This window comes from Streptomyces populi (assembly GCF_002911015.1).
Taxonomy (GTDB): Bacteria; Actinomycetota; Actinomycetes; order Streptomycetales; family Streptomycetaceae; genus Streptomyces; species Streptomyces populi.
Genome location: NZ_KZ626846.1, coordinates 121,399 through 140,385 on the forward strand (window position 1 = coordinate 121,399; position 18,987 = coordinate 140,385).

At 72.3% G+C, this 18,987-nt stretch carries 15 protein-coding genes and 1 riboswitch; of the genes, 7 read left to right on the forward strand and 8 right to left on the reverse strand.

The features are described from left to right. Positions 1 to 54: 54 nt before the first annotated feature. Positions 55 to 1,284, reverse strand: coding sequence for a fumarylacetoacetase (gene fahA / locus CW362_RS06185; RefSeq protein ID WP_103548336.1), 1,230 nt, complete (start codon positions 1,282 to 1,284; stop codon positions 55 to 57). A 716-nt stretch (positions 1,285 to 2,000) separates the two neighbouring features. Here fahA and CW362_RS06190 point away from each other — a divergent pair. Then, positions 2,001 to 2,810, forward strand: a complete 810-nt coding sequence (locus CW362_RS06190; protein WP_103548337.1) for an HAD family hydrolase — start codon at positions 2,001 to 2,003, stop codon at positions 2,808 to 2,810. Positions 2,811 to 2,898: 88 nt separating this feature from the next. Here CW362_RS06190 and CW362_RS06195 read toward each other — a convergent pair whose 3' ends face one another. Beyond that, on the reverse strand, positions 2,899 to 3,669 hold the full coding sequence (locus CW362_RS06195) for a transglycosylase SLT domain-containing protein (RefSeq protein ID WP_103548338.1): 771 nt from the start codon (positions 3,667 to 3,669) through the stop codon (positions 2,899 to 2,901). A 3-nt stretch (positions 3,670 to 3,672) separates the two neighbouring features. Beyond that, positions 3,673 to 3,833, reverse strand: a riboswitch (cyclic di-AMP (ydaO/yuaA leader). 1,775 nt (positions 3,834 to 5,608) lie between these two features. Between CW362_RS06195 and CW362_RS06200 the strand changes: the two genes are divergently transcribed. After that, positions 5,609 to 6,619: a polyprenyl synthetase family protein gene (locus CW362_RS06200; protein ID WP_103548339.1), complete on the forward strand. Its 1,011-nt coding sequence runs from the start codon at positions 5,609 to 5,611 to the stop codon at positions 6,617 to 6,619. Positions 6,620 to 6,961: 342 nt separating this feature from the next. Here CW362_RS06200 and CW362_RS06205 read toward each other — a convergent pair whose 3' ends face one another. After that, positions 6,962 to 7,555: a COG4315 family predicted lipoprotein gene (locus tag CW362_RS06205; RefSeq protein WP_103548340.1), complete on the reverse strand. Its 594-nt coding sequence runs from the start codon at positions 7,553 to 7,555 to the stop codon at positions 6,962 to 6,964. A gap of 240 nt (positions 7,556 to 7,795) precedes the next feature. On the opposite strand from CW362_RS06205, the gene CW362_RS06210 reads away from it, so the two are divergent. The 4 genes from CW362_RS06210 to CW362_RS06230 all read left to right on the forward strand — a co-directional run bounded on the left by CW362_RS06210 (position 7,796) and on the right by CW362_RS06230 (position 12,468). After that, a complete protein-coding gene (locus CW362_RS06210) occupies positions 7,796 to 8,857 on the forward strand; it encodes a CHRD domain-containing protein (RefSeq protein ID WP_103548341.1) in 1,062 nt (353 codons plus the stop codon). 290 nt (positions 8,858 to 9,147) lie between these two features. Then, positions 9,148 to 10,422 (forward strand): LolA family protein, encoded by a 1,275-nt coding sequence (locus CW362_RS43185; protein ID WP_162683969.1) that lies wholly within the window; start codon positions 9,148 to 9,150, stop codon positions 10,420 to 10,422. 32 nt (positions 10,423 to 10,454) lie between these two features. After that, entirely contained in the window at positions 10,455 to 11,516 is a 1,062-nt protein-coding gene (locus CW362_RS06225) for an ABC transporter ATP-binding protein (RefSeq protein WP_162683977.1), read from the forward strand. A 43-nt stretch (positions 11,517 to 11,559) separates the two neighbouring features. Next, a complete protein-coding gene (locus CW362_RS06230; protein ID WP_103548344.1) occupies positions 11,560 to 12,468 on the forward strand; it encodes an ABC transporter permease in 909 nt (302 codons plus the stop codon). Positions 12,469 to 12,476: 8 nt separating this feature from the next. Here CW362_RS06230 and CW362_RS06235 read toward each other — a convergent pair whose 3' ends face one another. Together CW362_RS06235 and CW362_RS06245 are read right to left on the reverse strand one after the other, a co-directional pair. Next, positions 12,477 to 13,061 (reverse strand): flavodoxin family protein, encoded by a 585-nt coding sequence (locus tag CW362_RS06235; protein WP_103548345.1) that lies wholly within the window; start codon positions 13,059 to 13,061, stop codon positions 12,477 to 12,479. A 429-nt stretch (positions 13,062 to 13,490) separates the two neighbouring features. Continuing rightward, positions 13,491 to 16,238, reverse strand: coding sequence for a hypothetical protein (locus CW362_RS06245; protein ID WP_162683978.1), 2,748 nt, complete (start codon positions 16,236 to 16,238; stop codon positions 13,491 to 13,493). A 46-nt stretch (positions 16,239 to 16,284) separates the two neighbouring features. Here CW362_RS06245 and CW362_RS06255 point away from each other — a divergent pair, with 46 nt between their 5' ends. Beyond that, positions 16,285 to 16,830 carry a hypothetical protein gene (locus CW362_RS06255; protein ID WP_103548349.1) on the forward strand — a complete coding sequence of 182 codons (546 nt, stop codon included), beginning with the start codon at positions 16,285 to 16,287 and terminating at the stop codon, positions 16,828 to 16,830. Positions 16,831 to 16,934: 104 nt separating this feature from the next. Here the strand turns inward: CW362_RS06255 and CW362_RS06260 are convergent, their stop codons facing one another. Genes CW362_RS06260 through CW362_RS06270 form a run of 3 tightly spaced genes read right to left on the reverse strand, consistent with a single transcriptional unit; the run spans position 16,935 to position 18,946 of the window. Further along, the gene (locus tag CW362_RS06260) at positions 16,935 to 18,179 is read right to left on the reverse strand and encodes a zeta toxin family protein (RefSeq protein WP_103548350.1); all 1,245 of its coding nucleotides are present in this window, start codon (positions 18,177 to 18,179) and stop codon (positions 16,935 to 16,937) included. Continuing rightward, positions 18,176 to 18,478 carry a hypothetical protein gene (locus tag CW362_RS06265; protein ID WP_103548351.1) on the reverse strand — a complete coding sequence of 101 codons (303 nt, stop codon included), beginning with the start codon at positions 18,476 to 18,478 and terminating at the stop codon, positions 18,176 to 18,178. The genes CW362_RS06260 and CW362_RS06265 overlap by 4 nt, the downstream gene beginning before the upstream one ends. 18 nt (positions 18,479 to 18,496) lie before the next feature. Beyond that, the gene (locus tag CW362_RS06270; protein ID WP_103548352.1) at positions 18,497 to 18,946 is read right to left on the reverse strand and encodes a DUF4913 domain-containing protein; all 450 of its coding nucleotides are present in this window, start codon (positions 18,944 to 18,946) and stop codon (positions 18,497 to 18,499) included. Between the last annotated feature and the right edge of the window lie 41 nt (positions 18,947 to 18,987).

Here is an 18,987-nt window from a genome sequence, read left to right on the forward strand (position 1 = left end):
GGCCAGGGCCCTGGCCACCGTGACACGGACCGTCCCGTACCCCGCTGAAGAGGGCTACGGGGAGACGGCCGGGGTGATGAGGCCCCGGACCTCGCCGAGGCCCACCCGGGTGCCGCCCGGACCGGGAGCCCAGGCCGTCAGGGTGACCTCGTCGCCGTCCTCGAGGAACGTGCGCTTGCCGTCGGGGAGTTCGAGGGCGTCGCGCCCGTTCCAGGTGAGTTCGAGCAGGGAGCCGCGCTCGCCCTCGGAGGCGCCGCTGACGGTCCCGGAACCGTAGAGGTCACCGGTGCGCAGGGAGGCGCCGTTGACCGTCATGTGGGCCAGCTGCTGGGCGGCCGTCCAGTACATGGTGGAGAAGGGGGGCTCGGAGACGACGTGGCCGTTGATGGCCACGGAGATCCGGAGGTCGTAGCCGCCCGGTTCCTCGGAGGCGTCGTCGAGATAGGGGAGAAGGGGGTGCGTACGGACGGGCGGGGCCACGCGGGCGTCGTCCAGGGCGTCGAGCGGGGTGATCCACGCCGACACGGACGTCGCGAAGGACTTGCCGAGGAAGGGACCGAGCGGGACGTACTCCCAGGCCTGGATGTCGCGCGCCGACCAGTCGTTGAGCAGGCAGAGGCCGAAGACGTGGTCGCGGTAGTCGCCCAGGGGCACCGGCCGGCCCTGTTCCGAGGGAGTGCCGACCACGAAGCCGACCTCCGCCTCGATGTCCAGGCGGATCGAGGGGCCGAAGACCGGGGCGGTGTCCGCGGGGGCCTTGCGCTGGCCCGACGGGCGTACGACATCCGTGCCGGAGACCACGACCGTGCCGGAGCGGCCGTGATAGCCGATCGGCAGGTGCTTCCAGTTGGGCGTGAGGGAATCGGCGGCGTCGGGGCGGAAGATCTGGCCGACGTTCCGTGCGTGGTTCTCGGAGGCGTAGAAGTCGACGTAGTCCGCGACGGTGAACGGGAGGTGCAGCGTCACGTCGGAGAGCGGGTGGAAATGGGGGGCGAGGGTCTCCCGGTGGGCGGGGACGGTCACCCAGGCTGTCAGCGCGCGCCGGACATCCGACCACGCGGTGCGGCCGGCGGCGAGCAGCGGGTCGAGGGTCGGCTGGGCGAGCAGCCCGGCGTAGGGGGAGCCGAGCGCGTGGGCGGCGGCGCCCGCGTCGAGCACATGGTCGCCGAGCCGTACGCCGACGCGTCGCTCGGGGGCGCCGGCCGGGTCGGTCAGGGAGAACACGCCGTACGGCAGGTTGTGCGGGCCGAAGGGATCGCCCTCGGGGACATCGAAGGGGGGCATCGGTTGGTGCCTCGCTTTCGGGTTCGTACTCGCCATGTGGTGCATGCGTTCCACGCGTTTTATGTGGTCGGGGCCCACGTTACGGGGGAGTGCCCCTGCTGTGGCAGGGCCTAAAGGGTTTGCGATGTCCGTATTGCTGTTATCTGCTTCGGTAATTCCGTCTTGGTGTTGTTTGGGGGCGCGGGGTGGGGAGGGGAGGGGGGAGGGGCCCCCAAGGTCGGACTCCCCGAAGACGGGTGCCCCCAGGTGCGTGTCGGCCGACACCTGCCGACACCGGCAGGAACCTTCCGGGCCGCCTCGCGCGCACGGCTGCGTCCTCGGCCGTGCCCCCGGTCGCCCCCTCGGCCACGCTCTCGGCCGCACCCCCGGATCGGCGAACCGTGTCCGGACCGACCTCTGTCGAGCCGGAGTTGGAGATGGCTGGCTCAATGACGCTGTTCCGTAACGCACTTGTCGACGCTTGCCGATGAAGACTGCTCCGGCCTGCGCCCGTGCCGAGGCGGCTCGTTGGCGAGTCGCCCTTGTTCCAGGGGGTGTTGGGGTGTTGTGGTCGGTCGTGTGCGGGAAAGTCGGTGTGGGCGGAAGCGGAGCCTGGGTGATCCAAAACGGTCGCAACGCGCTTGCCACCGTGCGGTGAACGGCGTTGCTGACGGGATACCGGACGTCGTCCGGTTCAGGCCGGGCCGATGAGTCGTTCGATCCGTATTCTTCGGATCATGGCCGCTCCGACTGCATATTCACTCATCGCCACTGACCTGGACGGAACGCTGCTGCGCGGCGACGACACGCTCTCCGACCGGACACGCGCCGCGTTGGCGAAGGTGACCGGGGCGGGCGCCCGGCATCTCGTGGTCACGGGCCGCCCCGCACCGCGCGTGCGACCGCTTCTCGACGAACTCGGCGGTGAGGGACTGGCGGTGTGCGGGCAGGGGGCGCAGCTGTACGACGCCGGCGCGGACCGGATGCTGTGGTCGGTGACCCTGGACAGGGAACTGGCGGAGACGGCGCTCGGCAAGATCGAGGCGGAGGTCGGGCTGCTGTACGCGGCGGTCGACCAGGACGGAGTGGACGGGCTCACGCTCATCGAACCGGGGTACGTGATGCCGCATCCCACGCTGCCGGCGGTGCGGGTGCCGCGCCGGGACGACCTCTGGGCGGAGCCGATCAGCAAGGTGTTGCTCCGTCACCCGTCGCTGTCCGACGACGAGTTGGCGGCCACGGCACGGGGAGTGGTCGGTTCGCTGGCGACGGTCACCATGTCCGGGCCCGGCACCGTCGAACTCCAGCCATGCGGGGTGACCAAGGCGACGGGCCTCGCTCTCGCCGCGGCGCACCTCGGGCTCACCCCCTGCGCGACGCTCGCCTTCGGCGACATGCCCAACGACATCCCGATGTTCGACTGGGCCGCCCGGGGCGTGGCCATGGCCAACGCCCACCCGGAGCTGAAGGCGGTGGCCGACGAGGTCACCCTGTCGAACGAGGACGACGGCATCGCGGTGGTCCTGGAGCGCGTCTTCGGCTTCTAGCCGCGTCGACGCACCCGCTGACGCACCCGCCGACGGGCCCGGAGGGCGCCGTCGGCGGGTGCGGTGAAGTCGGGGGTGCGGGGTGCGATCAGTAGGCGCCGTTGACGTTGTCGATGGAGCCGTACTTGTCGGCCGCGTAGTTGCAGGCGGCGGTGATGTTCGCGACCGGGTCGTAGATGTTCGTCGACGTGCCGGCGACGTGGTACGCCTGGAACGTGGGGTCGATCACCTGGAGCAGACCCTTGGAGGGGATGCCGGCGGCGGCGTTGGAGTCCCAGTTGTTGATGGCGTTGGGGTTGCCGGAGGACTCACGCATCACGTTGCGGTGGATGCCGTCGTAGCTGCCCGGGATGCCGGCCTTGGCCATGACGTCGAGGGATTCCTTGATCCAGCCGTCGAGGTTGTTGGCGTACGTCTTGGCGGAGGCCTGGGTGACGGTGGTCACCTTGGACTTGGCGACGGCGGCGGTCGCGTTCGCCGTGGTGCTGACGGTCTTCGACTTCAGCGTCTTCGTGCCCACGGTCAGCTTCAGGCCCGGACGGAGCACGGAGGGGTTGTCGCCGATGACGGCGCGGTTCGCCGCGTACAGCTTCTTCCAGCCACCGCTCTTGGGGTACTTCTGCGCGACCTTGGAGAGGGTGTCGCCCTTGACCACCTTGTAGGTGATGAGCTGCACGTTGGGCACCACCGCGGTGTGGGCGGTCTTCGCGACCTGGGGGGCCTGCGCCGGGGTGGCGGCGTTGGCGCCGGTCGCGCTCACGAGCGGGAGGGCGAGAGCGATACCGCCGGTTCCGGCGGCGATCATGCCCCGGGTGATGACGTTGGACTTCATGCGGCGGTGCTTGCCTCGTGCGAGCATGGCGAATTTCCTCTCCGACGCCTGCGAGGTGAGCTGTCGGGTTCGGGCGGGAGATGCCCGGCCGTGCTGTGGGCACGGCTTCACCCCTAGCCGGTCCGGTGCGTCCGGATCGGCGGCTTACCTGTGGTTCCCCCGCTCCTGCCGTGCGTGGGTCGATGGGTTACCGGGCGGCGGCAGGATTCGGCGATCCGCCCGGGGTCGACCAGAACGTATGCGAGAGCACATGTCCGAAACAAGACGAGATTTGACCGCGAAGATCGCTTTGGCCTGGTTGATGAGGGGGTAAAAAGTCCGATTGTGCCGGAATCGGATCCTCAACTTGCCTTTGGCAAATGGGTTGGTCGAGTGGGGGCGTGTGGCGGGGGCCCGATTCACCGGTGACCCAATTCACGAGACCAAAGGGCATCAAGTCGGCATGGCGGGTAATTCGGGCATCTTGCTCGTGGTGGCGGCGGTCGCCGGACCCTCCCGAGGGCGCCGAGCGGCCCTTCGTGCGGCGGGAATTGTGGTGCGGGACACGTCGGAGAGTGCGGCCCGGTGGCTCGCTCTCCGGCCACCGGGCCGCGTCGATGTGCGGCCGGTTCTCCCACCTCGGATGTCGTGCGGGACCGGCCTGGACGCGAGTCGGGTCCAGGCGGTCGCAAGGCCAAGTGCGGCCCGCTTGAACGGCGTTCGGCGTTCGGTGTGCGCGCGTCGCGACGGCGCCCGATGCGCACGCCATGCACCGGCGCCCGGCGTGCGCGCCATGCGTCGGTGCTCGGCGTGCGCGCCATGCGTCGGTGCTCGGCGTACGCGTGTTGTGCCGGTGCGGGCCAGGGCGCGCGGAGGCCGCAGGGGGTGAACTCCCTTGCTTGCGCGCTCTGTCAGCCGTCCGTGCAAGGGATTCTCTTCCCCCTGGGGATGGGGGCGGCCTCGACGCGGTCCTTGTGGAGGACCGTGTCGGGCGTGGCGAGGCCCCGGGGCCCACAGGTGACGGCGGGGCCGTTCCGACGAGGGGGTTCCGTGGCGGGTCCGGGGCGGTGCGACCGGGAGCCGACCGGGCCGAGAGGGCGCGGCCGACGGGTCCGGCGTGTCGATCGCGTATGCCTTCCCGACCCTTCCCGGCCCTTCCCGGCCCTTCCCGGCCTTTCCCGACCACTCCGTGCGTTCGAGGTCGCGGGGTGCGCCCGGGAGCCACCGTGACCGGGGCCACTTCCGTTTCCGCTTCCGGTGGCAGGTGCCTCTGTCCTCCTCCCTCTGCCGCCCGATCGGCCTCGAGTGTCCGCCGCCCCGGTGCCGCCCCGGTGCCTCCCCGGCGCTTCCTCGGCGTTGCCGTGTCCGGGTGGCGCCGTCGGTCGTGTGGGGGCCGGTCGGGCGGTGAAGGGGGTGCTCCGGGAGTGGCCGGGTACGGGTTCCTCGGTCGGTGGCAGCCAGGTCCGGGGGTACCGGAAGGAGGTCGTCCGGGAAGGGGGTGGGGGACGCCCTTATGAGTGGTCTCGTAGGGGAAGGACGTACGGATGCGCATGAACGTCATCTCGGTGGATGGAAGACGCGGTGCGGCGCGGCCGGGCGGCGGGGGCCGCAGTGCTCCGGCCGGGCACGGGGCTGGTGCGGCCGCCGGACATGACCGGTCGCCCCTTCCGGGCACTTCTCCGCATGTCGTCGCGAGTCGTTTCGCGTCGTCTGATCATGTGCATACCGTCGGTGACCGGGTGGCGTCCGCGAGTCGGAGCACCCGCCGTCGGGGCACGCAGGTGCTTCCGGTGTGCCTTCCGGGTGTACTCCCGCATACCTCCTGGCGGAGCGAAGTGGGCCGGGGGACGGTGGGCGCTCGCGGTGATCGAAACGTGACCGGATACGCTGACTTGAGTGATGGCAGCGACACATCGACAAACCGTGTCATCGACCGAATGATCGACCGAGTTCGCCATGTGATCGTCAGCAGACAGGAGAACCTCTCGTGACCGTCGTCGGGCCGTTCGGGCTGAGCGTGCGGGACCAGGCTCTCGAAGCCGATGTCCAGGCCGGATTGGCGGCTGTCGAGGAGGGTTTGCTCGAAGCCACCAAGAGCGAGGTCCCCTTCATCACGGAAGCCGCCCAGCACCTCGTGCGGGCGGGCGGGAAGCGGTTCAGGCCGCTGCTCGTGATGCTCGCCGCACAGTTCGGCGACCCCTACGCGCCGGGTGTCGTGCCCTCGGCCGTGGTCGTCGAGCTGACCCATCTCGCCACGCTGTACCACGACGACGTGATGGACGAGGCCGAGGTCCGGCGCGGGGTGGCCAGCGCCAACGCCCGCTGGGGCAACTCGCTGGCCGTCCTCACCGGCGACTTCCTCTTCGCCCGTGCTTCCTACATCCTGGCCGACCTCGGACCCGAGGCCGTCCGCATCCAGGCCGAGGCGTTCGAGCGGTTGGTGACCGGGCAGATCCTGGAGACCGCGGGGCCGCGCGACGGCCGCGACCCGGTCGATCACTACCTCGACGTGCTCGGCGGCAAGACCGGGTCGCTGGTCGCGGTCGCGTGCCGGTTCGGCGCGATGATGTCGGGCGCCGACGAGACGGTCGTGGACGTGCTGACGCAGTACGGCGAGCGGCTGGGCGTCGCCTTCCAGCTCGCGGACGACGTCCTCGACATCGCGTCCGACTCGCACGAGTCCGGCAAGACGCCGGGCACGGACCTGCGCGAGGGCATCGCCACGCTGCCGGTGCTGCGGCTGCGCGAGCGCGCCGAGCGGCTGGGGCTCGCCGAGGACATCGCGCTGTGCGAGCTGCTGGAATCCGACCTGACGGACGACGCGCGGCACGCGGAGGCGCTGGCCCGGCTGCGGGAGCACCCCGCCCTGGAGCAGGCGCGCCGGGACACCGTGCGCTACGCGGAGGAGGCGCGCGCCGCGCTGGCCCCGCTGCGTGAGTGCGACGCGAAGGCCGCACTGGTGGAGCTGGTGGACGCCGTGGTGCACCGGGCGGGCTGAGACGCCCTCGGGTGGATCACGGTCCATGAGCCGACCGGGACACCGTCTCGCGGCACGCCGGCCACGGGGCCGACCGAGTCCGTCCCCGGGTCCACCGGTACGGATCGGACCGGCCCGCGTCGCCGGGTCGGGCGGGACCGCCTCCGTCTCCGCGTCGCCGGGTCGGCCGAGTCCGTCCCCGGGTCCACCAAGGACGGAACGGGCCGTTCCCGTGCCACCGGGCCGACCGGATCCGTTTTCGGGTCCGCCCCGGGTCCACCGGTACCGATCGGACCGGCCCCGTGCGTGCCGGGCACCGTCGGCCTCGGTTCCGGGATCGCCCGGGTGCGGCCGGGGCGGTTGTCAGTACCCTCCGCCACCTCCCGTGCCGGTGGTGGCCGGAGCCGGTGCCGACGACGTCGAGGCGGGTGTGGTGATCTTCGCTCCGCTGGGTGTGACGGCCCACCACGTCCCGTCCACTCCCTGGCCGTACGGCTCCTTCGGCTCGTCGTCCTTGGCGTACCGGTAGAGGGGCCAGCCGGCGAGGGTGATCTGAGTGCTGCCGTCGTTGCGCTTCACCGTGGAGACCAGGCTCTTGTCGATGCCCTTCGTGGTCACCGAGCCCTGGTTCGTGGTCGTGGCCGCGGGCCAGAGCGCGGCGCAGGTGCTGTAACAGCTGACCTTGGTCGGGTTCGCCGAGTCCGCGTCGAAGCGGTACAGGACGTACCCCTTGCCGTCGGTCACGACCGTGCCCAGTTTCGCGATGTTGGCGGTGGTCAGCATCGAGGTCGCCGATCCCGTGGCGGCTTTCTGCGTCGAGCCGCTGTTCTGCGGAGTGCTGGTCTTGCTGCTGCTGCCGCCGCTTCCGCCGCCTCCCCCTCCGCATCCGGCGAGCGCGAGCGCCAGGACGGCGGCGCCCGTGGCGGCGTATCCCGTGACGTGCCTGATGGCGACCATGGCGATTCCTCGATCCTTTGATCCCTGGAGTGCCGGACGATCCGATCGCTGCCACCCGTAAGTACGGATTCGAGCCGTTTTCTACTCGAATGGCCGCCGCATTCGAGAGCTTCGATCGGTGCGAGGTCATGTGACCGGCGCCACAAGATTGCAATGAGTGCCGGGTCGGATCGTTTCCGTAGTCACGCACGGAAGCTGACGCAGGGGACGTCGGCCGATGTACGGGGAGGAACCGGAACCATGGGATCGAACGGATCGAACGGATCGAGCGTCACGTTCACGGCGCGCCGCACCGGCGTGGTCCTGGCCAGCGTCGCGGTGGCCGCCGCGACGGGAGTCGCCGCGGCCGTAGTCCCGGCGGTCGCCGTCGGCCACGGCGCTCACGGCGGGAGCGGAGTCGTGCACCGGCACGGGAGCGGTGCCGCGCGCGACCGGGGGAGCGACGGGCGGGCCGTCGTCACGAGTCACGCGGTCGTGGGCGGCAGCGGCGGCACCGTCCTCGCCGCGAGCCTGCGCCGTGCCGCCGAGGTGCCTGTCCAGGGCGCCCCCGCCGTCGGTGACCCGGACGGCACGGCGCTGGAGTTCATCAAGGTCGAGGGCGACAAGGTGTCCGTCGCCGTCACCTGGCGCGGTACCGGAAGGCCCACGCTGCTCCACATCCACCAGGGCGCCAAGGGTGCCGACGGCGACGTGAGGATCGACTTCGGCGGGCTGCTCGACCGGATCAAGGGCCACAGCGTGGTCGGAACCGTCGAGGTCGAGGACGCGGGCCTGCTCGACAAGCTGAAGACCGACCCCGGTTCCTTCTACACCGACCTCCACACCACGAAGTTCCCGGGCGGAGCCGTCCGGGGACAGCTCCACAAGGTGACGGGCACCTTCGACTTCCGTGACGCCCTGCGCAACTTCCAGGAGTCCGTGGTCGAGGGCGAACAGATCTACGAGTGCAAGGCGGCCGAGTCGGGTGGCTACGCCTTCGCCCAGCGCGATGTGGCCGCACGGCTCGGCGGTCGCATCGCTCACTCGTTCGTGAAGCCCAACTCCGGTACCCCGCAGTGGATCGCGCCCGACCGCAGCGCCGTCACCGGGGCGTTGGTCGCGAAGACCCCGAACGGCGCGGCGAACATCCCCGAGCTCGACCTCCGGGCCACGCAGTCCGGCAGGGGACGCGGCCTGCTGGCCGGCACGCAGGAGATCCTGCGCCTGAACACCGTGGGCGGCGTCGCCCCGGCCGGCCCCTGCTCGCCGGGCACGGTCGTGGCAGTCCCCTACCGCGCGGACTACGTGTTCGTGCAGCGCTGAGCCGAGCGGTGGACCACGTGTTCGTGCAGCGGTGGCCCGCCGGGAAACCGGCCGGCCCGCGACCGGGCGGTGTCCCCCGCGAGCGACCCTTACGGGTCCGGTGGAGGCACCGCCCTCTCACGTCATACCGCAGGACTACGCGCAGTTGAGTCCGGGGGTTGACGCTTTCATCCGGCGTATTTGGTCAGATGGAGAACACCACTCCTCACCGGACAGGGTGAGAATGGCGGCTTGGGAGTGGAGCACGGAACGAGGGCAGGGCCGCCGCCGACGACGGAGGTAAGGCACACATGGCACCGTACGAAACCGACGACAGCGCGAGGGCCGCGGAGGCCGACGACAGGCTCGCCGGGCGACGCAAGGCCGCGCGGTACGTCGTTCCGGTCGCGGTGGTGGGGGTGGCGGCGGCGACGATCGGACTCGTCCCGGCGCTCGCCGACTCCGGAGACCCCGACCTGCCGAAGATCAGCGCGCAGCAACTCATCGAGAAGATCGCCAAGTCGGACGTCCAGCAGCTGTCCGGCACGGTCAAGATCAGCACCGATCTGGGGCTTCCCGACCTGGGCGGGCTGGAGAGCGGCCTGCTGTCCGGCGCGGCCGAGGGCCACGGCGATTCCTCCGCCGACCCGCAGTCCAAGCTGCTCGAACTGGCCTCGGGCACGCACACGCTCCGCGTCGCGGCCGACGGCCCGGACAGGGGCAAGGTCTCTCTCCTGGACAACGCCTCCGAGTACAGCGTCATCCACAACGGCAAGGACGTGTGGGGGTACGACAGCAAGTCGAACGAGGTGTTCCACTCGACGTCTCCCGACTCCGGACACGCCGGCGAGGGCGCCGGGGGCAAGGCGCCGCGGGACGTCCCGGCCACCCCCAAGGACTTCGCCGACGAGGCCCTCAAGTCCGTGGACGACACGACCTCCGTGACGGTCGACGGCACCGCGCACGTCGCGGGCCGCGACGCCTACAAGCTGGTCATCAAGCCCCGGCAGTCCGGCACCACGGTCGGCGCCATCAGCATCGCGGTGGACGCGAAGACCGGGCTGCCGCTGAAGTTCACGCTGACCCCGGCGAGCGGGGGCGCGGCCGTCGTGGACGCGGGCTTCACCCAGGTCGACTTCTCCCGGCCGGCCGCGTCGACGTTCGCCTTCACCCCGCCGAAGGGCGCGAAGGTCACCGAGGGCGACGACCTGAAGGACGCGAAGGGCGGCGAGTCGAAGGACACGAAGGGCGACGGTCCGAAGCGCCTGGAGAAGGAATGGCGGAAGGGTCACGAGGGGACGGCCGACGCCCCCGGCGGTCCGAAGACCATCGGCGAGGGCTGGAACTCGATCATCGTGCTCGAGACCGGTGGCAAGGGGATGCCGACCGGCGCGTCCGGTTCGACCGGCAACAGCGACGTCGACGGGTTCCTGAACTCCCTCGGCGACCACGTCACCGGTAAGTTCGGCTCGGGCACGGTCTTCTCAACCCGCCTGGTCAACGCGCTGATCACGGACGACGGCAAGGTGTACGCCGGTGCCGTCACCAAGGCCGCGCTGGTGAAGGCGGCGAACGCGGCCCAGTAGGCCCAGTCAGGCGAACCGAACCGAGGGAGCCCATGGAGGAGCTGTCCGCCGACGAGCCCGGTCCGGCGCGGGCCTCGGGCGCCGTCGTCCCCGCGGGGCGGACGGGGAGCGCCCGTCCGGAGCCGGCCCGGGAGCCGGGAGGCACCGGCGCCGTGCCCGCCGAGGACGCGGTGATCGCCACCCGCGCGCTGAGCAAGCGGTACCGCGGCGGACAGCTCGCCGTCGACGGCCTGGACCTCACCGTCCCGGCGGGCAGCGTCTTCGGCTTCCTCGGACCCAACGGCTCGGGAAAGACCACCACCATCCGCATGCTGATGGGCCTGATCGAGCCGACCTCGGGCACGGCGAGCGTGCTGGGGCGGCCCATGCCCCGGTCCGCGCGCGCCGTGCTCCCGCACGTCGGGGCGCTGATCGAGGGCCCCGCCCTGTACGGCTTCCTCTCCGGGCGGGACAACCTCCTTCGGTACGACGCCGCGGACCCGACCGCCGATCCCCGGACCCGCAGGGCACGCGTCGGGACCGCGCTGGACCGGGTCGGACTGTCCGCCGCCGCGGGGAAGAAGGCGAAGGCGTACTCCCTGGGCATGAAACAGCGGCTCGGACTCGCGGCCGCGCTGCTCCAGCCCCGCCGCCTGCTCGTCCTGGACGAGCCGACCAACGGCCTCGACCCGCAGGGGATGCGCGAGATCCGCGCCCTGGTGCGGGAACTGGCCTCCGACGGCACGACCGTCTTCCTCTCCTCGCACCTCCTGGACGAGATCGAGCAGGTCTGCACCCACGCGGCCGTGATGGCCCAGGGGCGGCTCATCGTCCAGGGCCCGGTGGCCGACCTCGCGGCCGGTGCGCGGAGCCGGCTGGTGGTGACCACCCCGGACACCGGGGACGCGGCCCGGATCCTCAAGGAGCAGGGCGTCACCGATCTCGTCGTGACCGAGACGGGAGTGACCGCGGAGCCCCCCGACCGGGAGCCCGCGGAACTGAACGCGGCGTTGGTCACGGCGGGCGTCCGGGTCCGCGGCTTCGGGATCGAACGGGCCTCGCTGGAGGACGCGTTCGTGGCGCTGACCGGGGAGGGTTTCGATGTCGCGGGCTGAGAGTCCCCCGAAGAGGGATGCGAAGACGGAGAACGCGAGGCCGATGGCGACACCGACGGACCAGGGAGCGGCCCGGAAGACGGGCCCGGATCCGAGGACCGGACGCGGGCCGAGCCCGCTGTGGACACTCGGCCTCTTCCGCGACGAACTCGTCACCACCTTCCGCCGCTGGCGGACGATCGCGCTGCTCGGCGTGCTCGCGGCCGTGCCGGTCCTCATCGGTGTCGCCGTGAAGATCGAGACGAGAGGCGGCTCGAGCGCGGGCGGTGGCGGGGGTGAGGGCCCCGCGTTCATCGCGCAGATCACCAACAACGGCCTGTTCCTGGTGTTCACCGGGCTGGCCGCGACCCTCCCCTTCTTCCTGCCGATGGCGATCGGTGTCATCGCGGGCGACGCGATCGCCGGCGAGGCCAACGCCGGCACCCTGCGCTACCTCCTCGTCGCGCCCGCCGGCCGTACGCGGCTGCTGCTCACGAAGTACGCGACGACGATGACGTTCTGCCTGGTGGCGACCCTGGTGGTGGCGGTCTCGGCGTTCGCGGTGGGGGCCCTGCTGTTCCCGTTGGGCGAGCTGACGACGATCTCCGGGACCCGCATCGGTTTCGCCGAGGGGCTCGGCCGGGCGCTGCTCATCGCCCTCGTCGTCGCCGCGTCACTGACCGGTGTCGCCGCGCTCGGCCTGTTCGTCTCCACCCTCACCAACAGCGGCATCGCGGCCATGGCGACGACGGTCGGCCTCCTGATCACCGTCCAGATCCTCGACCAGATCCCCCAGTTGCACGCGCTCCAGCCGTACTTCTTCTCCCACTACTGGCTGTCCTTCGCCGACCTCATGCGCGACCCCGTCTACTGGGACGGCCTGGTCCGCGACCTCGGCCTCCAGGGCCTGTACGTCGCCGTGTTCGGGTCGGCCGCGTGGGCGCGGTTCACGACGAAGGACATCACCGCCTGAGCGGCACGTCACCGCTCGTACGGGAAACGGGCGAGCGGTGCTTCCCGCGCGAAGAAGGTCTTCGCGCGCGTCAGCGCCCCGGTGTCGTTCAGCACGTCGCCGCGCCTGCTGCCGTTCCCGAGCAGGACCCCGCCGAAGCGCATCCCCATGTAGGCGGCGGAGTGGTTCAGCGTACCGATCAGGGGGTCGGCGACCTCCTGCTCCTCGTGCGCGAGCACGGTGACACCCCACAGGGTGCGCCCGGCCAGGGTGGCCTTGAAGTCGAGGCCGGGCGTGCGCAGCCAGCCCGACCAGTGGTCCAGGTAGCGCTTGGTCAGCCCGGACACCGAGTACCAGTACAGCGGTGAGGCGATCACGATGTCGGTGGCGTCGAGCGTGGCGTCGAGCAGCATGCCCTCCGTGCCCGAGGCGGGAGGACGCACGTGATCGCTGTCCCGGCGCAGGTCCGCGAAGTCGGGGAGCGGGTGCTCGGCCAGGGACAGCCAGCGCTGCTCCGTGCCGGGGGGCAGTTGTTCGGCGGCCCTGCGGGCCAGGGTCTCGGTGTTGCCGCCGGTGCGGCTGCTGCCGAGCAGGAACAGGAATCGGCGGGTCATGGTTCCCCCTGAGATACGTCGGCGCCCATCACTTGCGTGAACAATATATGCACACGCATCTACCTGTCCAGGGCCCCGCCCCGACCAGAGACCCCCGTCCGGCCCGCGCCCGCCCCCACAAGCTTCTTTCGCCCCCTCCGCCCCTACCCTCCCCCGAGGTCTCGGCTTCTCCCCCAGCCTTCGGCCGGGAGGGACCCCCAGACCAGGGGGAACCCCCATCGCCCCCGGGGGCTCCGCCCCGGACCCCGCTCCTCAAACGCCGGAGGGGCCGAAACCTTCCCACTGGAACCTTCCCGGAGTGTGCCCGCACCCGGGATCCGGCGTGAGGGGCCGTGCCGGTACATCGATGCCCGTCGCCACCGACGCCCACATCCCTGTCCGACGGCGACGGGCTGATGCACCGGCACGGCCCCGCCCCACCCACCGGTCTCACCGCCCCGGCCGCGGCGGCCGCGGAGCCCGAGGAACCGGCCCCGGCGCACCCGCACCCGTACCCCCACCCGCCGCCGAGCCGGGCACACCCCCGCCCGGAGAACCGGAACGCCGGCCCGACTGGAGACGGGCCGCGTTCGCGACCGGGCTGGTGGACCCGCCGGAGGCCGTCGCACCCGCCACGGCCGGCCTGCCCCAGCTCTCGGGAACAGACGCGTGCCGCTCCACCGTCCCCCGCGCCCGCGCCTCCGCGAGCCGTGCCGTCTGCTCCGCCACGGGAGCGAACCCCGGAGCCGCGTTGCCGCTCTGAGAAGGCACCTGACGGACGGCCATGGCGGTCAGCGCGGCCTGGGTGTCACGGGGGAACACGTCCCGGGGCAGCAACTGCGAGGCCGCGCCGGTCACCTCGACGCGCTGCTGTCTTCCCCCCGCCTCGAAGGTGACGCCGTAGCCGAGGTACTGCCGGTCCCGGTCGAACATCAGGTCCCCCCGTACCTGCCCGCCCCCGGCCCGGGTCCGCTCGCTCAGCGCCCGGAGGGCCTCCGGCATCGGCGCGGTGCGCCCGAGGCTCGCCACGTACGCCTCCGCCTCCACCCGCCCCTCCCGGAACCGTGGTCTCCCATCGGCCCCGAGGGACATCTGCACGGCACCGACCCGGTTGTCGGGGTGGATGTCGATGGTGAGCCGCCCGTCACCCCCGTACTCGCTGACGAACCGCTCCCGGAGCGCCGTGAACTGCACCTGGTTCTCCAGCGCCGGAGGCAGGTTCGGCCCGTAGACGGTGACCCGCGCCTCGGGGTCGGCCTCCAGGATGATCTCGGCGTTGGCCACCCCCGTGCCGCCCGCGCCCGCGACCAGCCACGTCTTCGGAGCCCCCTCGGCCCCCGCAGCCCGCGCGTCGAAACGCCCCTCGGCGATCTCGTCCCCGATGAAGACACGGCCGGGCGCGGCGGCCCGCGCCCGCTCCCACCGGGCGGTCGCGTCGAGCGTCTGGAGCGCGGCCCGCGCCCCGCCGTTCGAACGCAGCCCGTCCAGCACCCCTTCCTCCCGCAGCACCTGGAGCGCCCGCTCCGCGCCGACCTCCCCGGTGCCGACCTCCCCGGTCAGCCGGGCGTGCGCCGGTGACCCGGCGGGCAACTGCCCGCGTACGGCGTCGAGGGCCTCCGGCAGATCCACCGCGTCCCGGCGGTCGACGCCCGGCACCATCTCCGGCGGCAGCCCGGTGGCCACGGTCGGCGTGCCCTCGACCTTCACGTAGAGGTCGGGGGAGCCGTCGGAGGGCCGGATGTGCGTGTAGAGCCGGCCGTCCTGTCCCGGGAGCAGGGCGGCGGTCCCGTCGACGACCGGTCCGCGTACGGCGAGCTGGTCCTCCCACAGGCGCACCGCGTCGCGCGGCACCCGTGCGGTCGGGTCGGCGAACTGGTGGGCGTCGCCGATCCCGTTGGCCCGCATGTCCCTCGTCTGGTCGGGGGACTGGACGATGCCCTGACCCGGGTCCAGGTGCCAGCGGCCGCGGGCGTCGACGAGCAGGGCCTCGGGGTCGCGCCCGACGAGGCTGGCACCACCGCCGACGACGACCTGGCGGGTGGGCCACTCGCCGGTGGCGGCGATCTCCGCGCGCAACTGGTCCAGGGTGGCGGCACCGGCACGGGTGCGCTGGTCGGCGGCCCGGGCCGCCGCCGCGGCGAGCTCCTCGCGCGGCAGGGGGGAGCCGTCGGGCCGGAGCCCCGGCATGACCGGGGCGTCCACGGACGTTCCGATGGGGCGGGCGTGTTCGGCCCGCGACCGGAACTCCCGCAGCTCGGCGACATCGGCCGCGTTCAACCGCTCGACGGGGACGGCCAGTTCGCGCAGGGCTCCGGCCGCCGCCGGGGTCAGGTGCGGGTCGACGACGTCGCGGCGGATGTCGGCGGCCTGGAGCTCCTGCGCGTAGCGGTCGGAGTCGGCCGGGACCTGCGGACGCAGTCCGAGGTGGTCGATCAGTGCCGACAACTCACCACGGGATTCCGCCCGTTGGCCGGCGTCGAGAGTGGCGTCGTTCATGCGGGCGGCCAGATGGTTCAGTTCGCCGACCCGGCCGAGGTCCTCCTCGGTGAGGCTCAGACGCCGCTCCGCGCTCCCGAGCCCGCCGCGGGCCAGGACGTCCTGGCGGTTCGGCGCGACCCCCGCGACCTCGGGGTCACCGGCGGCGGCACGGGCCGCCCGGTCGCGCACCGCGAGCAGTTCGCCGACCTCGTGGCTCAGCGCCCGGCCCACCTGGCGCGGGTCCATCCGGTCGGAGAGCTGGACGACGTGCTGGTCCGAGGTGGTGTTGACATGGGTCCGCGCGACCGTGCCGGAGGGGAGCGGCACGGCGTCCAGACGCAGGGTGAGGTCCCTGCCCCGGTCGTCGGTGAGCGCGAAGAAGCGGTCGCCCGCGGCACCGGACCGCAGCTCGACCGAGCTCAGCCGCTGCGCGTACAGGCTCTGCACCACCATCGGCAGGGTGCTCTCCGCCTGCGCGACGACGGCCGTCTGCCGTCCGGGGTCGGGCGCGGCACCGGTGCCCGAGACGAAGCGGCTGCCCGCGACGTCGGTCGCGGTGATGACGACGGGCTCCGTGCGCGGCGCACCCGCGACGGAAGGGTCCGGCCGGGCGTCCCGGGCGTCCCGGGCGTCACCCCGGGCGTCCGCCCGGTCGGAACGACCGGCGTTCCCGCGGTCGGAAGGACCGGCGTTCCCACGGTCGAGTGATTCCTGGTCCACTGGCACTTTCCCCCTTGAACGGCCTCGTGGCACGTAAGATCTCGGCATGCTGATCGCCCGTTCGACGCAGGAAGCACACCTCTACATGGACCTGCACGCGTGTGCGTGCGGGGCGGAGAGCTTCGAGCGCGAGCACCGTCTCGACGAGCGTGACGGTGTCCTGGTGGCGGTGTACGAGGGCGTCTGTCCCGAGTGCGGCCGCGCCCGTTCCTTCGCGTTCCGGCTCACCGACGAACTTCCGCCCGCGCCACCGGCGTTCGGCGGAAGCGAGCCCTCGCGGATCATCGACCCCGGGGAGTTCCTGTGGGTCGGAGACCAGGTCGCCACGGACGCCGGACTGCGACTGCTGCACACACCGTCCGCCGAGCGGCACGAGCAGCGCGAGGGCCCCGCGTTCGCGCTCGCCGCGGTCGAGGAAGTCCTCAAGTTCCTTCCGCAGGGCCTCGACCGGATCCCCGAGGAGCTGTTCACCTCGGAGCGCGGACGCGAGGTGTACGCCAGGACCCCGCACCGCTTCGAGCGGGCCGCGCTCCTCGAGAACATCGCCCGCAAGCGCCGCATCCTGGAGAGCCTCGACCACGTCGGCCCGTAGCCGCTCGACAGCGCGCTCGGCGCCCACGGCGCTCCCGGCACGCACTGGACGCACAACACTCACGGCACTCACGGCACTCACGGCACTCACGGCACTCACGGCACTCACGGAGTTCGAGGGACCCGGGGCGCCGGGCGAGGTACCGCAGGGGCGGCCGAGGGCACGGCTCCGGGCGCGCCCGCCGTCCGTCCTGCCGCCGGGGCGGTGCTCCCGCCGCCGGACCGCAGGCGTGCCGCGGTGGCGACCCGGATCGTGGCGTCGCCCTGCTGATGACCGGCCGGGACGCCGGACCCCGCCACCACGCCCCCCGGCCCCGCACCGGCCGAGACGCCCGGCCCCGCACCCGCCGAGACGCCCGACACCGCACCCGTCGGCACGCCCGGTCCCGGCGTCGGTCCCGCACCCGCCGAGGCGCCGTGCCCCGACGCCAGGGCCGGATCCGTTCCCCGCCCCGTGGGGAACACCCCCCGCTCCGAGGTGATCAGCGCGGTGGCCAGACCCCCCTCGACCAGCTTCTCCGCGTTCTCGCGGCCGATGGAGAAACCGCGCCCCGAGGTGCTCCGCGCGTACAGGTCCTCGATCATGACCTCGGGGGCCATGCGCCCGCCGTACCGGTCACGGCCCGCGTCGAACTCGGTGCGGCCGTGCTGCCAGCGCGCGGCGTTCTGGGCGAGGCACTGCTCGACGGGGACCTCGACCGAGAGCAGGACGCGCCGGTCGTAGCCGTCGGCGCGCAGATCGCCGAGGAGCTTCTCGTTCCAGCGCTGGTCGCGCAGGGTCGCGTCGTAGAGGAGGTTGTAGCCCTCGGCGCGCGCCCACTGCTCGAAGACGTCCTGAAGGAAGGCCGACTCGCGGTGGGTGAGCGAGGCCGTCTCGGACGGTGCGAGCAGTCGGCCGTCGGGCAACTCGCGTGCGTGGGGCGGCAGCCGGGGCGATCCGCCGTGCTCGAAGATCGCGACCTTGAATTCGTCCGGGTCCAGGACCACGTAGTCGCGCACGTCGACGCCGTGCGCCCGCCTCAGGGCCCGCCCCAGTTCGTCGTCGCGCCCCTGCCACTCGCCGAGCCCGCGCAGCGCGCCGCCCTTCCCGGCGCCGGGCGCACCGGCGGTGAGCAGGGCGGCATGGCCGTCGCGCGGCCGGCCCGCGCAGCGCGCCTTGAACTCCTCCAGGATCGCGGAGTGCATCCGTTCGCGGTCCGGCGTCCACAGCACACCGCGCCGGAACTGTCCGAACGTGTCCGTGCCGCCCGGTGCGAGGTCGCCGCCCGGTGACATCCGGGTCTGCAACTCCCGGTACAGCGCGCGGTATTCAGGTCTGAGCCCCGCCTCCGGCCTCTCGCCCGTGGTCATGGCCGCCGCTTCGTCCCGTCCGCCGGGCCGTCCGGCCGGCCGTCGATCCTGCGCTGGATCTCCTCCACGTCCTCGCGGGTCACCTGCCCGAGCAGGCGCGCCGCGGCGAGCACGGAGGGCGTGTTGTCCTGGTGGGTCGGCTCGGGGTGACCCTCGTCCAGGCCCTCCTCGGCCTCGAAGGGCCAGGCGGCGACGGTCGCGATCATCTGCTCGCGCTCCACGAATCCGGCGGCGTAGAGGCCGAGGTAGGCGCGCAGGGAGGGAGCCGAGCCGGCGTCGGGTGCAGGGGTGTCGTTCATGGGTGGAGTGTTCCTCCTCTACCAGAGACTGGTCTCGTACGGATCCGGGTCGGGCCGCCGGGACGCGGCGACGGCGTCCTCGTACGACTCGGCCGCGGGTGGCGTCTTCGAGCGGTGACCGCCGCTCTTGCACCCTGCGAACGGGCCGTTGGGGGAACGGAGTTCCGACAGTACGGCGCCGAGGTGGTCCCGGTGCCAGACGGCGGGTCCGGACGGTCCCGCCGCCGGGTCGGTGTACTCCTGCCAGGCCAGCCACAGTCCGTGCAGCCGGGCGACCGCCTCCGGGTGCTCCCACCAGCGGGGGCACCAGGGCTGCTGCGAGGTGACCTCGCGGCCGTAGACGGGAAGGAGCAGGTCACCCACCCAGACGGCCAGCCGGCTCATCTCCTCGGCGTACTCGGGGCCGTCGAGGAAGAGGATGAACGGCGGTGCGTCGGCGGGCTGTTGCTCGGGCGGTACGGTCGTCATCGAGAACACTTCCTTCCGGCGGCGGACTTCATCGGGCTCCG